The sequence below is a fragment of the Geodermatophilus obscurus DSM 43160 genome (genome assembly GCF_000025345.1).
Classification (GTDB): Bacteria; Actinomycetota; Actinomycetes; order Mycobacteriales; family Geodermatophilaceae; genus Geodermatophilus; species Geodermatophilus obscurus.
This window is the reverse complement of the sequence record NC_013757.1, coordinates 3,606,936-3,621,767: the sequence shown is the minus strand read 5'-3', so window position 1 is coordinate 3,621,767 and position 14,832 is coordinate 3,606,936. Positions and strand designations below refer to the sequence as shown.

Here is a 14,832-nt window from a genome sequence, read left to right as displayed (position 1 = left end):
CAGGATGCGACGGCCTGTGACTACAGAGGGTGATTAATGCTGGCCAAGCACGGTCTCCCATCGCGTCGATACGGGTCCTTTCCCTGCTTGACCGTTCCCGGCGTACAGGCCGACTCGTCCGTCGCCTCCGCCGACCCGCAGGAGCGCCGTCAGCGGTGGGCGTCGGTCTGCACGGGTCCGCGACCCGGCCGAGCACGGCGTCCACCGCGGCAGGTGTCCGCGGCCCGATGAGATTGCCCGCGTCCGCCGGTCCCAGCTCCCGGACCGAGTCGTGGATCAGGAGGACGCATGCGGGAGATCGTCGTGCACATGATGCTGTCGCTGGACGGCTACTTCGAGGGGCCCGACCACGACCTGAGCTGGCACCTCGTCGACGAGGAGTTGCACGCGCACTTCAACGAGCAGCTCGCGACCAACAGCACCTTCCTGGAGGGCCGGGTCACCTACGAGCTCATGGAGGAGTTCTGGCCGACGGCCGACCAGGACCCGGACTCCCCGCCGACCATGCGCGAGTTCGCCGGCATCTGGCGGGCGGTGCCGAAGATCGTGTTCTCCCGCACGCTGCAGGAGGTCGGCCCCAACGCCTCGCTGCGGGCAGAGGTGGACGCCGACGAGATCCGCGCACTGAAGCAGCAGCCCGGCGGGGACATGACGCTCGGCGGGGTCGACCTGGTCGAGACCTTTCGCCGGCTGGACCTGGTCGACCAGTACCGGCTGTACATCAACCCGGTCGTCATCGGCCGCGGTCGACGGCTGTTCGAGACCGCCGACGACCCGACCGACCTGGAGCTGGTGGAGAACCGGCGGTTCGGTAACGGTGTCGTCCTGCTGCGCTACACCGTCCGACGGCCCTAGGTGCCGACGTCCAGCGGTCCGAGCAGGACGGGTGGGGCGTCCGGGAGCACGTGGCCGTGCTGCCCCGAGCGTATGGGGACGGCTCCGGTCCGCACCGGGTCCGCGCTCGGCCGAGCGCCGGGTCCACGGCGGCCGTGCGCCGCCCGGCCGGTGGGGCGCAAGGGGCGATGTGGCGTAGGGCACGATGACTGCCCGCCACGGTCGTGGAGAGAGCCGCTGGCAGGGAGGAACGTCACATGCTCGGATTGATCGGGATCATCCTGTCGCTGGTGCTGTTGATCGTGCTGGCCTACCGCGGGATCAACGTGCTGATCCTCGCGCCGTTGATGGCGCTGCTGGCCACCGCGTTCGCCGGGGGCCTGCCACTGTTGGCCACCTACACCCAGGTCTTCATGCCAGCCCTGGGCAACTACGCCATCACCTACTTCCCGCTGTTCCTGCTCGGGGCCATCTTCGGCAAGCTGATGGACGACTCCGGCGCGGCCCGGGTGATCGCGCACTCCATCGTCGACAAGCTCGGCGGGACGCGGGCGATCCTCGCGATCGTCCTGTCCTGCGGCATCCTCACCTACGGAGGCGTGTCGCTGTTCGTCGTCGCCTTCGCGGTGTTCCCCATCGCCGCGGCGCTGTTCCGCGAGGCCGGCGTCCCCAAGCGGCTCATCCCGGCCACGATCGCGCTGGGTTCGTTCACCTTCACGATGACCGCGCTGCCCGGCACCCCGGCCATCCAGAACGCCATCCCGGCGCCCTTCTTCGGCACCAACGCCTTTGCTGCGCCGGTCCTCGGCACGATCGCCGGTCTGATCATGTTCGGTGGCGGCATGGCCTGGCTGACCTTCCGGGCGCGGCGGGCCGCGGCGGCCGGGGAGGGGTACCTCGACGAACCCTCCCGCACCCCGGACGACCCCGACGACACCGCACCCGGTGCCGCCGGCTCGGGGGGGCCGCGCCCGCTGCCTTCCGGGGCGGCCGGCCCGGGTGGGGGCGCGGCCGGCCCGGGCACCGGGGCGGCCGACCCCACCGGAGAGCTCGACCGGCCCGCCCACAGCTCCGCGGCCGGCAGCTCCGATGTCGACGTGCAGACCGAGCAGCCGGCGAACCGGCCGTCGGTGGCGGTGTCCTACCTGCCGATCTTCGTGGTCGTCGCCTTGAACTACGTACTGGTGACGTGGGTCTTCCCCGCCATGGACACCGACTACCTGGCGCAGGACGCCTACGGCGCCACCGACATCCAGACCGTCGGCGGCATCTGGGCGATCATCGTCGCGCTGGTCACCTCCTGCGCGCTCATCCTCGCCCTCAACTGGAAGCGGTTCGCCAGCGCCAAGGAGTCGGTCAACGCCGGCACGATGGGCTCGCTGCTGCCCATCTTCAACACCGCCAGCGAGGTCGGCTATGGCGCGGTCATCGCCTCGCTGCCGGCCTTCCGCGTGGTGCGCGACGCCGTGCTGGGAGTCTCGGACAACCCCCTGATCTCCCTCGCCGTCTCGGTCAACGTGCTCGCCGGCATCACCGGCTCGGCTTCCGGCGGCATGAGCATCGCGCTGCAGACGCTCGGTGAGACCTTCCGCGACCTCGCCGAGGCGCAGGGCATCAGCCTCGAGCTCATGCACCGGGTGACCACCCTCGCCTCCGGTGGATTCGACGCCCTGCCGCACAACGGCGCCGTCATCACCCTGCTCGCCATCTGCGGGCTGACCCATCGGCAGTCCTACAAGGACATCGCCGTGGTGGCCGTCGCCATCCCGGTGCTGGCCCTGATCGTGGTGATCGTGCTCGGCACCCTCTTCGGAGGCTTCTGACCCGCGCCCGCCCGCACAGGCCCGGGGGAGGCCGGCCGACCGCATGCCGTATCGGCGACGGTCGGCCGGCCAGCCGGTCACCCGGAGCACTGCCGCCGTCCGCTCCTCGCTGCGGTGCTCCGCGGCTGTCGTCGATCGGGGTCCGGTGCACCGATCCCGCCCCGCGGCAACACCAGGACACCGCGGCCTCCCTCGCCGGCGTCCCTCCCTGTCCGGCGTCGGGCAGCTCCACGACTCGCCGACGTGGCGCAACCCGTGGATGCTGTGGCCACGCTCCGGGCAGCGAGGAGGTGACCGTGGATCGGCACAGTCGTCCGTGGGCACTGCCCGATCCCGTGCGGCGCCGAGCTGCGCAGCCCCGACGGTTCCCTGCACGACGGCCCTCGCGGGGACCGTGCGCCACCTCCTGCGCAGGACCGCCGGCCCGTCGTCCGGTCGGCTCCCGCGCCGCTCGCTGGACCTCGCCGGTGCCGCGGTGCTTCTGGTGATCGCCGTCGTCCTCGACCGGGAGACCGCGCGCAGCGACGTGACGCGGGTCCTCGCCGCCGCTCGGGCGCCGGCCGGCGCCGGCCGGCGCTGAGCCCCGCCGTCCGGTGCACCGCAACAAGGTCATCTCGGCCGACGCCGCGGCGCAGATCGTTCTCGACGGTGACACCGTCGCCACCGGCGGGTTCGTCGGCGTCGGGTTCGCCGAGGAGTTGGCGCTCGCGCTGGAACGGCGGTTCGAGGCCACCGGCTCGCCGCGGGACCTCACCCTGGTCTACGCGGCGGGCCAGGGCGACGGCGGTGCGCGCGGACTGAACCACTTCGGCGCCGAGGGCATGGTGCGCCGGGTCATCGGCGGGCACTGGGGGCTCGTGCCGAGCCTGGGCGTGCTCGCCCTCGACGACCGCATCGAGGCGTACTGCTGGCCGCAGGGGGTCATCAGCCACCTGTTCCGGGAGATCGCCGGCGGGCGCCCGGGCGTGGTGACCAAGGTCGGGCTCGGCACGTTCGTCGATCCGCGCCACGGGGGCGGCCGGATGAACGAGTGCACCACCGAGGAACTGGTCGAGCTGGTGACGCTGCGCGGGGAGGAGCACCTGTTCTTCCCCGCGCAGCCGGTGCACGTGGCCCTGCTGCGCGGGACGACGGCCGACCCCGAGGGCAACATCACGATGGAGCGTGAGGCGCTCACCCTCGAGGTGCTGTCGATGGCGCAGGCGGCCAAGAACTCCGGTGGGGTGGTGATCGTGCAGGTCGAGCGGGTCACCGAGCACCGGACGCTGAGCCCGCGCGAGGTGAGGGTCCCCGGCATCCTGGTCGACGCGGTCGTCGTCGCGCAGCCCGCCAACCACGGTCAGACCTTCGCCGAAGCCCACAACCCCGCCTACACGGGGGAGATCACCGCGCCCAGCACCGGGCTGGCCCCGATGCCCCTCGACGCGCGCAAGGTGATCGCCCGCCGCGCCGCGATGTTCCTGTCGACCAACGCGGTGGTGAACCTCGGGATCGGCATCCCCGAGGGGGTCGCGGCGGTGGCGGCCGAGGAGCGGATCCTCGACCTGATCACGCTGACCGTCGAGCCCGGTGGGGTCGGTGGCATCCCGGCCGGCGGGCTCAGCTTCGGCGCCGTCGTCAACCCGCAGGCGATCATCGACCAGCCGTACCAGTTCGACTTCTACGACGGCGGCGGGCTGGACCAGGCGTTCCTGGGCATGGCGGAGGCCGATGCGGAGGGGAACGTCAACGTCAGCCGCTTCGGTCGCAGGCTCGCCGGTGCGGGCGGCTTCATCAACATCAGCCAGAACGCCAAGGCGATCTTCTTCCTCGGCACGTTCACCGCCCGCTCGCGGGTGGCGGTGCGCGACGGCGCACTGGTCGTCGACGACACCGGCGCGGTCGCCAAGTTCCGCGACCGGGTCGGGCAGGTGACCTTCAACGGGCGCCTGGCCGCGGAGCGCGGGCAGTCCGTCCACTACGTCACCGAGCGGTGCGTCCTGCGGCTGACCGAGCGGGGTCTCGAGCTGGTCGAGGTCGCCCCGGGCGTCGACGTGGAGCGGGACGTGCTGGCCCACATGGACGTCGCTCCGGTCGTCAGCGACGACCTCTGCACGATGGAGGAGGTCATCTTCCGCGACCGGCCGATGGGGCTGCGCGACCGGCCTCCGGTCGGCATGGACGAGCGCTTCCGGTTCGACGCCGCCACCGACACCGTCTACGTCAACTTCGAGGGGCTGCGGCTGGGAACCGCGCAGGACGCCGACGACCTGGCCCGGGACCTCGACCGCCGGTTCTCCGCGCTCGACCGCCGGGTGCACGTCGTCGTCAACTACGACAACTTCGACCTCGGCCCTGACGCAGCTGACCCCTTCTTCGCAATGGTCAGGAGCAACGAGGAGCGCTTCTTCCTCTCCTCGACGCGCTATTCGACCAATGCGTTCTTCCGGCGCCAGTTGGGCCGGGAGTTCTCCGAGCACGACCTCTACGCCAACTTCAGCGAGCACGCTCGCTGATCGCCTGCCGGTGGACACGCCCCGAGCTCCGCTGACGGGGACGGCGTGGGCCGTGCGTCACCGACGCCTCGGCGGCGGCGGACCGGCCGGGAGGACGGCCAGGACGGCGCCCCTACCGGGCTCCGTCCTGGGGACGCTGTCGGCCTCCACCGTGGATCCGGTCAGCAGGCCCGATCTCCGCTCCGGTGTCCCGATCAGCTCAACGGGGCGTCAGGTCCGAGGAGCCGCGGGCGTGCCTCGGAGCCGCGCTCAGGTGCGCCCGTGCCAACCGCCCGGTGTGTTCGCACCAGCGCCTGCGTCCGGCACCCGGACGGCGGTCAGGTGCCGTCGACCAGGCCGTCCCGGACGGCGATGGACAGGACCTCGAGCTTCGAGTGCGCACCGAGCTTGGCCGAGAGGTTCGCCACGTGGTTCCGGACGGTGTGCACGCTGATCGTCAACTGCTGGGCGATGTCGGCGTTGGACAGCCCCCGGGCCAGCAGGTCGAGGATCTCGCGCTCGCGCTCGGTCAGCACGGCCCCGCCGCCGCCGCTCTGCCGGTGCAGGCGGGGCAGGAGCCGGGTGAGCAGTTTGACGTTGACCACGGACTCGCCCTGGGCGGCAGCCCGCACGCCCTCGATGACGTCGTCCAGCCGCTGTGTCTTGGCGATGAACCCCGCGGCACCGGCCTCCATGGCGGCGACGAGCACGCGATCGGAGGTCGTGGCGGTCAGCACCACGATCTTCGCGGAGGGCCGGATGGCGTGCAGCCAGGCGATCGCCCCCACCCCGTCGCCGTCTGGCAGGCGGTGGTCCAGGAGGACGACGTCGGGAGCGGCCGACGCCATCAGGTTCCGCGCCTCGGCGATCGACGTCCCCTGCCCGACGACGAGCAGGTCCGGCTCGGACTGCAGGGCCTGGGCGAGGCTGGCGGCGAACATCTGGTGGTCGTCGATGACCAGGATCCGCACCGAGGCCGGGGAGGGCCCGTCGGAAGTTCCGGACCGGATCACTCTCGGATTCTGACACGCATCCAGGGGGTGGTCGTCTGGTGCGCGAGCACTACACGGGCGGTGCGCACGCATCACGACAACCGGAGCGTCCTGCGCCAGCGTGGTCCTGGTGACCTCAGTCCGCGGCGAGATCACCGTGGTGATCGCCGACGACGACCCCGGATCGGGTCGGCCGTGGCCGGGCTGCTCGCACACGAGCCGGGCTTCCGTGTCGTGGCGGAGGTGGCCGACGGCGACGACGCGGTGAGGGCGGCTCGCGAGCACCGCGCGGCACTCGTCCTGACCGACGTGCGGATGCCGGGAGGCGGTCCGGACCTGGTCCGGCGACTGGTCGGGTTGCCCCGTCGGCCCGTCGTCGCCGGGTGTCAGCGCAGGCGGACCCGGCGACGTGGACGCGTGTGCTGGCGGCCGGGGGATCCGCCTACCTGCTCAAGGGGACCCTCGCCGGCGACCTCCCCGTGCTGCTGCGCCGGTGCGTGCAGGGCCACCTCGTCGTGGGCGTGCCCGGCGCGGCCGACCTCGTCCGCCGCCTGCTCGGCCCTCAGCCCGGGACCCGCCGACGGGTCGCCGGCGACGCCCGCGCCCGGCAGGGGGAGGAAGAACGACACGGCGGTGCCGACACCGCCCGGTCCAGGCCGGGACCGCCACCACCCGCCCGACGCCAGCGCCCGGTCGCGCATCGCGACCACACCGGAGTGCCGGCGTCCCGAGCGCGCCGACGCCGTGGCGTCGACCCCCCTGCCGTCGTCCACGACGTGCACCTCCACGCCCCGACCGGTCGCGTCGACGGTCACGGTCACGTGGCGGGCACGTGCGTGCTTGCGGGCGTTGACCATCGCCTCGCGGGCGATCCGGTACGCCGACACCCGCACCTGCTGCGGGAGGGGTGCCCGCCCGCGCTCCTCGACCGACCACGCGACGTCGCCGTCCTCGAACACCTGGGCCGCCGCGTCGCGCAGCCCGTCGGTCAGCGACGCGTCGAGGACCGGCGTCTCCAGCTCGAACAGCAGGGAGCGCAGCCGCACGCTCGCGCCGTGAACGGCGTCCATCACGGTCTCGACGCCGGCGGCCTCCTCCGGTGCGCGGGCGCGCAACCGGTTCCGGAGGGCGCCCAGGCGCAGGTCCACGGCCGCCAGCGCCTGGACGGAGTCGTCGTGGACGTCGGCGGCGATGCGGGCCCGCTCGTCGTCCTGGGCCTCGACGAGGCGTTCGCTCAGCGCGCGCTGGCGGGCCTCGGTGAGCACCCGCAGCTCCCGGAACGTCAAGGCCGTCCGACCGACCATGAGCACGCCGGCGACCAGCGCGAGGACCGCGGCGACCGGGCTGAGACCGGACACGCTGCCGTGGAAGAGCAGCCCGAGGACGGCGAGGCCGCAGACGCCGGGGAGGACCAGGACGGTGACCCCCTCCAGGTCCACGGTCTGCGACTCCCTCGCGCGCAGTGACGCCAGCGCCGCGCCGGCCAGCAGCAGCCGGGCCAGCAGCCACCCGAGGTCGACCGGCTCGCCGCCGACGTAGGCGTCGTCCGCCACCAGACCCGCGTAGATCGTGTCGGTCACGAAGAAGGTCACGAACGACGCGCACAGCAGCCACCAGGACCAGCCGGCGCCCGTCCCGAGCATGGCGAGCGCGGCGACCGCCAGGGCCAGCAGGATCAGGTCGGCGAGCGGGTAGGCCGCGGTCAGCGGCGTGACGTCGTCCCCCCCGAGGGGGACGGCCGCTCCCTCGACGTAGTTCTCCGCCAGGGCCGCGGCCGTCAGGCCGGCGATCAGCCCGTCGAGGGAGAGGCTGGAGGGCATGCTGCGCGCCCGGGTGCGCAACCTCAGCACCAGTCCCATGGCGAGCAGGGTGTAGAAGACCAACCACCCCGCATCCGCCCACGAGGGACTGGGGATCGGGTCGAGGTGCTGGTAGTACGCGAAGTAGGTGGTGCTGCCGGCGAAGGCGGCGACGAGACCCAGGGCCATGAGCAGCCAGGCCGCCCGGTCCGTTCGGTCGGCCAGGACGCGGAGCAGGACCACGAGGATGACGAGGCCGTCGACGGCCATGTTGAGCCACCAGTCGAGACCCGCCCGGTAGCCGGGCGTCGGGCGCACCCCCGGCACGAGGGTGATCGCGTAGACCGCGCCGAGCGCCAGCATCAGCCAGGTCGTCGCCCGGACCAGCGAGGTGGTCGGGTGCGGCACGTCGCCTCCCGCATCTCGCCGCCGGCCGAGCTGCACGACGGGGTTTCCCGATGTCGTCCCGCGGAGCCGGCGGCCAGGATCATAGGCGGTGCGGTTGGGTGGCGACCGGGTGCGCGAGTGGCCGGCGACAGCCCGCCGTCCCGGTCCGACGACGGCGCTCACCTGCCGCGGTCTCCTGCGCAGCCGCGGGGCTGCTGATCCCGTCCCCGGCTCGGCCTGGACCTACCGGCAGCGGAGTTCGCCGGTGTGGACGAGGTGCTCGGCCAGGCGGCGCACCGTGCTGTGGGTGTGCATCGACGCCCGGGCCAGGATGCGGAACGCGCCGTCGGCGGTCACCCCGTGGCGCTCCATGAGCATGCCCCTGGCCTGCTCGATGACCGCCCGCGACGCGAGCGCCGTCTCCAGGCGGTCCGCCCGCTCCACGGCGCGTCGGTAGCGGGACAGGGTCCCGGCGACGACCGCGGCGTAGTGCCCGAACCGCGTGGCGGTCGACCGGCTCACCTCGTCGAAGCCGTTCGGTCGCTGCGCGTAGAGGTTGAGCGCTCCCGACACCTGCGGCGCGTCGACGGCCAGCGGCACCGACAGGGAACTCAAGGTGCCGTGCTCGACGGCGCGCCGCGCGTAGTCCGGCCAGCGGGTCTCGGTGCGGGTGTCGGGGACGTCGGCGATCTGCCCCGTCCCGGCGGCGTGCAGGCAGGGTCCGAGACCGCGCTCGTACTGGCCCTCGTCCAGTTCCACGGCGAGCAGGCCGGTGGACACGACGGTGGACGGGTGCTCGCGGACCACCAGCGTGACCGAGGCCTCGGGGTTGCCGGGCAGCACCGTCCTGGCCAGGTCGGTGACGCGCTGCAGCGCCCCCTCCATCGGCTGCTCACGTCCTGACGGCCGGCCCAGGTACTCCAGGACCTCACCGACGTTGGATGGCTGAAACTGTGGTTGTCGTTCCGGGGACATCGGCGTCCCTCTCCGGCTCGCCGAACCACGGGTGTGAACTCAGCCCCGGAGCCCGCACTCGGGATTCCGCTCGTGACGAGTGCTCGCCGTCCGCGCCGGAGGTAGCGGGGACGGCCCGGCGCGAGTCCCACGCTACTCGGGTGGCGGCCACCTTGTTGTGCACGGGGCACCGGGGTGCCGAGGTCCTGCCCGCGAGACGGTGCCCGGTGTCCGGCCGGCTCGCCCACCACCGGCCGGCGGTCCACGGGAACACCAGCGGCACCGGGCGTGCTGTCCACCGTGTGAGCGTCGCCCCCGCACCGACCGTGTCGTTCGACGACCGCTTCGCCCGTGAGCTGCCGGAGATGGCCGTCCCGTGGCAGGCCGACGAGGCGCCGGACCCGCGCCTGCTCGTGCTGAACGACGCGCTGGCCACCGAGCTCGGCCTCGACCCGGGTGCGCTGCGCCGCCCCGACGGCGTGCGCCTGCTGGTCGGCACCGCCGTGCCCGACGGCGCGAAGCCGGTCGCGCAGGCCTACGCCGGTCACCAGTTCGGCGGGTTCGTCCCGCGTCTCGGCGACGGCCGGGCGCTGCTGCTCGGCGAACTGACCGACGTCGAGGGCCGGCTGCGCGACCTGCACCTCAAGGGGTCGGGCCGCACGCCGTTCTCGCGGGGCGGTGACGGGCTGGCCGCGGTCGGGCCGATGCTGCGCGAGTACGTCGTCAGCGAGGCGATGCACGCCCTCGGCATCCCGACCACGCGCTCCCTCGCCGTGGTCGCGACCGGCCGCCCGGTGCGCCGGGAGACCCTGCTGCCGGGCGCCGTCCTGGCCCGGGTGGCCAGCAGTCACCTGCGCGTCGGCAGCTTCCAGTACGCCCGGGCCACGGGGGACGTCGACCTGCTCCGCCGGCTCGCCGACCACGCGATCGCCCGGCACCACCCCGCCACGGCGGACGCCGAGCAGCCGTACCTCGCCCTGTTCGAGGCCGTCGTGGCGGCCCAGGCGTCCCTGGTCGCCCGGTGGATGCTGGTCGGCTTCGTGCACGGGGTCATGAACACCGACAACACGACCATCTCGGGCGAGACCATCGACTACGGGCCCTGCGCGTTCCTGGACGCGTACGACCCGGCCACCGTCTACAGCTCGATCGACATCGGCGGGCGCTACGCCTACGGCAACCAGCCGATCGTGGCCGAGTGGAACCTCGCGCGCTTCGCCGAGACGCTCCTGCCCCTCTTCTCCGACGACCAGGAGCAGGCCGTCGCCCTCGCGGTCGAGGCGCTCGAGCGGTTCCGCCCGCAGTACAACGCGGCCTGGTCGGCAGGCATGCGGGCCAAGCTCGGCCTGCCCGACGGCCTGGACGACGAGGTGGCCACGGCACTCGTCGAGGACCTGCACGCCCTGATGCAGGAGAGCCACGTCGACCTGACGTCGTTCTCCCGGGCGCTCGGCGCCGCGGCTCGTGGCGACGCCGAGCCCGCACGTCTCGTCGTGATGGACCTCGCGCGGTTCGACGCGTGGCTCGAGCGGTGGCGCGCCCTCGGGCCGGACGCCGAGCTGATGGACCGGACCAACCCCGTCTACATCCCGCGGAACCACCTCGTCGAGGAGGCCCTGACGGCCGCCACCGACGGCGACCTGGCTCCGCTGCAGCGGCTGCTGGAGGTGCTGGCCGGTCCCTACGAGGAGCGGCCGGGACTCGAGCGCTACGCGGCCCCCGCGCCGGGGGACACCGGCCCCTACCGGACCTTCTGCGGCACCTGAGGCCCGATCGGCGATCCAAGACCTTGCCAGACCGGCAACGAACCTTGCCATAGCCGAGCCTGCGGTCGCACAGTCGCGGTGGAGGTGGTCACGGTGACCGATGAGCTGAGGGACGAGTACGACGTCGTGGTGGTCGGCGGGGGCGCCGCAGGGCTGAACGGGGCACTGGTGCTGGCCCGCTCGCGGCGGTCGGTCGTGGTGCTCGACGCCGGCGCCCCCCGCAACGCACCTGCGGCGGGTGTGCACGGCCTGCTGGCCCGCGAGGGCATGCCGCCGGGCGAGCTGGTGGAGCGCGGCCGGGCCGAGGTCCGCTCCTACGGTGGCTCGGTGGTCGAGGGCGAGGTCACCACCGCGACCCGTGACGGCGACGGGTTCACCGTCGGGCTGGCCGACGGGCGCACCACCCGGGCGCGCCGGCTGCAGGTCACCACCGGGTTGGTGGACGAGCTGCCCGACGTCCCCGGGCTGCGCGAGCGGTGGGGACGGGACGTGCTGCACTGCCCGTACTGCCACGGCTGGGAGGTGCGCGACCAGGCCATCGGCGTGCTGGCCTGCGGGCCGATGGCGGTGCACCAGGCGCTGCTGTTCCGGCAGCTCAGCGCCGACGTCACCCTCTTCGCGCACACCCAGCCCGCCCCGGCCGGAGAGCAGGCCGAGCAGCTGGCCGCCCTGGGCATCCCCGTCGTGACCGGCGAGGTGGCCGGGCTGGAGCTGGCCGGCGACCGGCTGGTCGGCGTGCGGCTGGCCGACGGCACGGTGGTCGAGCGCCGAGCGGTCGCGGTGCAGTCGCGGATGGTCGCGCGCACCGGCTTCCTCACCGGGCTCGGGCTGACCCCGGTGCCGCACCCCTCGGGGATGGGGGAGTACCTCGCCGCCGACGCCGCCGGGCGCAGCGACGTCCCCGGGGTCTGGGTCGCCGGCAACGTCACCGATCTGGCCGCCCAGGTCGGTGCCGCAGCGGCGGGGGGTGCCGCCGCGGCCGCCCAGGTGAACCACGACCTGGTCCTCGAGGACACCCGCCGCGCGGTCGCCGCCGCACGGGAGCCGCTGGGGGTGTGAGCGGCGTCCGTCACGGCCAGGAATGGACGGCGGCCGTGGGGCCTTGGCCCCTGAGGTCTGGCCAGCGTGGGCCGCCCGCACCACCGCATCGATGAATGGACCCCCGTGACCGACCTGCAGGACCGCGCTGACGCCGCGCCGCTCGCACCGACGACCTCGTCCGCCCCGCCCAGCCGGGCGCTGCTCGCGCTCCTCCTCGGCGCCTTCGTCGCCATCGGGCCGCTGACCATCGACATGTACCTGCCCGCGCTGCCGACCATCACGGCGGAGCTGGGGACGACGTCGGCGATGGTCCAGCTGACCCTCACCGGCACGCTCATCGGCCTGGCCCTCGGGCAGCTGGTGCTCGGCCCGCTGTCCGACGCGTTCGGTCGGCGGGGTCCGCTGCTGGCCGGGACGGCGCTGTACGTGGTGGCGTCCGCGCTGGTCCTGGTCGCCCCCACCATCGAGGTGCTCGGCGCGCTGCGGGTGCTGCAGGGCGTGGGCACCGCGGCCGGCGCGGTGGTCGCCATGGCGATCGTCCGCGACCTGTACACCGGGCGGGCGGCGGCCACGATGCTGTCCCGCCTCTTCCTGGTGCTCGGGGCCGCGCCGGTGCTCGCGCCGACCCTCGGCGGCGAGCTGCTGCGGTTCACCAGCTGGCGCGGCATCTTCGCCGTCCTCGCGGTCTACGGCCTGCTGCTGCTCGCCATCGGCGCGCTCGGCCTGCGCGAGACGCTGCCGCCGTCCCGCCGGAGCAGCCGCGGGGTCGCCGGCACGCTGCACACCTACCGGGGCCTGCTCCGCGACCGCACGCTGGTCGGCCTGGTGCTCGTCGCGGGCCTCACGATGGCCGGGCTGTTCAGCTACGTCTCCGGGTCCTCCTTCGTCTTCCAGCGGCAGTACGGCCTCGACGAGCAGCAGTTCGGGCTGCTGTTCGGCGCCGGCGCCGTCTGGCTGATCGCGGCCACCCAGCTCAACCCGGTGGTGCTGAAGCGCTGGGCGCCGGCCCAGGTGCTCGTGGCGGGTGTCGTCGCCGGCGCCCTCTCCGGCGCGGTGCTGCTCGCCCTGGCGCTCACCGGCACCGGCGGGCTGCCCGGCGTCGTCGTCCCGCTGTGGGCGATGCTCTTCGCCTCCGGCCTGGCGCTGCCCAACGCCCCGGCCCTGGCGCTGTCCCGGCACGGGGAGGCGGCCGGCTCGGCCGCCGCACTGCTGGGCGCGGTGCAGTTCGGAGTCGGCGCCGCGGTGTCCCCGGTCGTCGGCCTGCTGGGCAACGACGCCGCGGCGATGGGCACGGTCATCCTCGCCGCGCTGGTGCTGGCGATCGTCGTGCTCGCAACCGTCGTCCGGCCCTGGCAGCTGACCGATGCGCCGGAGGAGTCCGCACCCGCCGCCGCGCACTGACCGCCGGCCGGTTGACGACCGGCGGCCGCGCGTCCACGGTTCCCTGGTGCGGAGTGGGGACCGGGGCGGCCGACCGGCCTCGGACGGGGGCGTGGTCGACCGCCGCGGGCTGGGCCTGCTGACCGTCAGCCACGTCGTCGACGACCTGTACCAGGGGGCGGTGCCCGCGCTGCTGCCGTTCCTGGTGCTCGAACGGGGCTACTCCTACGCCGCAGCGACCGGGATCACCCTGGCCGCAACCGTGCTGTCGTCGGTGGTGCAGCCGGCCTTCGGCGTCCTGGCCGACCGCCGCCCTCTGACCTGGCTGCCCGCGGTGGGCCTGCTGGTCGCCGGGGTGGGCATCGGGCTGGCCGGCCTCGGCGACTCCTACTGGTGGACGTGGGCGGCGGTGGCCCTCTCCGGCCTCGGCGTGGCCGCCTACCACCCCGCCGCGGCCCGGGCGGCCCGCGCTGCTGCCGGCGCCTCCGCGCAGGGGATGAGCTGGTTCGCCGTCGGCGGCAACGCCGGTCTCGCCCTCGGCCCGGTCGTGGTCACGCCCGTCCTGCTGGCGTACGGCGTGGCGGGGACGCCCCTGCTGGCGCTGCCGGCGCTGGTCACGGCCGCCGTGCTGCTGGCGCTCGGCCGCCGGGCCCGCGCCCGTCCCCGCTCCGGCAGCGCGTCCGGCCGCACGCCGGAGCGGGACGACGACTGGCGGTCGTTCGGTTGGCTGACCGGGCTGGTGGTGATCCGCTCGGTCCTCTACTTCGGGGTGTCGTCCCTGGTCGCGCTGTACGTCATCGACCGCTTCGGCGTCCCGGCCTCGGCCGGTTCCGCGGCGCTGGCCACGTTCCTCGCCGTCGGCGCGGTCGGCACCCTGGCCGGCGGCTGGCTCGCCGACCGGTGGGGCCGGGTGCCGGCCATCCGGCTGGGCTACGCGGTCGCCGTCCCCGGTCTCGTCCTGCTCGTCGTCGCCCCGTCCTGGCCGGTCGCGTTCGCCGCCGCCGTCCTGCTGGGCGTCGGGCTCTACCTGCCCTTCTCCGTGCAGACCACCCTCGGGCAGGAGCTGCTCCCCAACCGGGTCGGCACGGCCTCGGGTGTCACCCTCGGCCTGGCCGTCTCGGCCGGCGGCGCCGTGACGCCCCTCTTCGGGGTGCTGGCCGACGCACACGGCCTGGCGTGGTCGCTGGCCGCCCTCCTGCCGCTGCCGCTGCTCGCACTGCTGGTCAGCCTGCGGCTGCCCGGACCGTCCGCGTCGGCGCGCGCGGCGTCGCCGGCTGCGGGGGGCCCTCGGGGATCCCCACCCGAGCGGGCCGCCCGGCACCGCTGACGTCTCGTCCAGCGGGGCGCGACCCGGCCGCAGCGGCGCCGTCGGGCCGTGCCGA

The 14,832-nt window shown here is 74.0% G+C and carries 11 protein-coding genes; 8 read left to right on the top strand and 3 right to left on the bottom strand.

What is annotated here, in order from left to right:
* Positions 1-288 precede the first annotated feature (288 nt).
* From GOBS_RS16870 to GOBS_RS16855, 4 genes are all read left to right on the top strand, one after another.
* Positions 289-855 carry a dihydrofolate reductase family protein gene (locus tag GOBS_RS16870; RefSeq protein WP_012949472.1) on the top strand — a complete coding sequence of 189 codons (567 nt, stop codon included), beginning with the start codon at positions 289-291 and terminating at the stop codon, positions 853-855.
* A gap of 236 nt (positions 856-1,091) precedes the next feature.
* Complete coding sequence (locus GOBS_RS16865; protein ID WP_012949471.1) at positions 1,092-2,657, top strand: GntP family permease; 1,566 nt, start codon at positions 1,092-1,094, stop codon at positions 2,655-2,657.
* A 394-nt stretch (positions 2,658-3,051) separates the two neighbouring features.
* Positions 3,052-3,237: a hypothetical protein gene (locus GOBS_RS16860; RefSeq protein ID WP_012949470.1), complete on the top strand. Its 186-nt coding sequence runs from the start codon at positions 3,052-3,054 to the stop codon at positions 3,235-3,237.
* Between the two features lie 13 nt (positions 3,238-3,250).
* Positions 3,251-5,152, top strand: coding sequence for an acyl CoA:acetate/3-ketoacid CoA transferase (locus tag GOBS_RS16855; RefSeq protein WP_012949469.1), 1,902 nt, complete (start codon positions 3,251-3,253; stop codon positions 5,150-5,152).
* A gap of 317 nt (positions 5,153-5,469) precedes the next feature.
* Here GOBS_RS16855 and GOBS_RS16850 read toward each other — a convergent pair whose 3' ends face one another.
* The 3 genes from GOBS_RS16850 to GOBS_RS16840 all read right to left on the bottom strand — a co-directional run bounded on the left by GOBS_RS16850 (position 5,470) and on the right by GOBS_RS16840 (position 9,194).
* Entirely contained in the window at positions 5,470-6,144 is a 675-nt protein-coding gene (locus GOBS_RS16850; RefSeq protein ID WP_049788347.1) for a response regulator, read from the bottom strand.
* 365 nt (positions 6,145-6,509) lie between these two features.
* Positions 6,510-8,330, bottom strand: coding sequence for a sensor histidine kinase (locus tag GOBS_RS25595; protein WP_012949467.1), 1,821 nt, complete (start codon positions 8,328-8,330; stop codon positions 6,510-6,512).
* Positions 8,331-8,552: 222 nt separating this feature from the next.
* Positions 8,553-9,194: a GAF and ANTAR domain-containing protein gene (locus tag GOBS_RS16840; protein WP_243697525.1), complete on the bottom strand. Its 642-nt coding sequence runs from the start codon at positions 9,192-9,194 to the stop codon at positions 8,553-8,555.
* Between the two features lie 371 nt (positions 9,195-9,565).
* Here GOBS_RS16840 and GOBS_RS16835 point away from each other — a divergent pair, with 371 nt between their 5' ends.
* The 4 genes from GOBS_RS16835 (at position 9,566) to GOBS_RS16820 (ending at position 14,777) form a co-directional block, all read left to right on the top strand.
* On the top strand, positions 9,566-11,029 hold the full coding sequence (locus GOBS_RS16835) for a protein adenylyltransferase SelO (RefSeq protein WP_041242403.1): 1,464 nt from the start codon (positions 9,566-9,568) through the stop codon (positions 11,027-11,029).
* A gap of 93 nt (positions 11,030-11,122) precedes the next feature.
* Positions 11,123-12,088, top strand: a complete 966-nt coding sequence (locus GOBS_RS16830; protein WP_012949464.1) for an NAD(P)/FAD-dependent oxidoreductase — start codon at positions 11,123-11,125, stop codon at positions 12,086-12,088.
* Positions 12,089-12,193: 105 nt separating this feature from the next.
* Positions 12,194-13,471 (top strand): multidrug effflux MFS transporter, encoded by a 1,278-nt coding sequence (locus GOBS_RS16825; RefSeq protein ID WP_166487431.1) that lies wholly within the window; start codon positions 12,194-12,196, stop codon positions 13,469-13,471.
* Between the two features lie 91 nt (positions 13,472-13,562).
* Complete coding sequence (locus GOBS_RS16820) at positions 13,563-14,777, top strand: MFS transporter (RefSeq protein ID WP_012949462.1); 1,215 nt, start codon at positions 13,563-13,565, stop codon at positions 14,775-14,777.
* Positions 14,778-14,832: the final 55 nt, after the last annotated feature.

What these genes read in the sequence shown, in the direction of transcription:
- GOBS_RS16870 (WP_012949472.1), top strand. Translation starts at nt 289, where the DNA reads ATGCGGGAGATCGTCGTGCACATGATGCTGTCGCTGGACGGCTACTTC.
- GOBS_RS16865 (WP_012949471.1), top strand. Translation starts at nt 1,092, where the DNA reads ATGCTCGGATTGATCGGGATCATCCTGTCGCTGGTGCTGTTGATCGTG.
- GOBS_RS16840 (WP_243697525.1), bottom strand. Translation starts at nt 9,194, where the DNA reads ATGGAGGGGGCGCTGCAGCGCGTCACCGACCTGGCCAGGACGGTGCTG.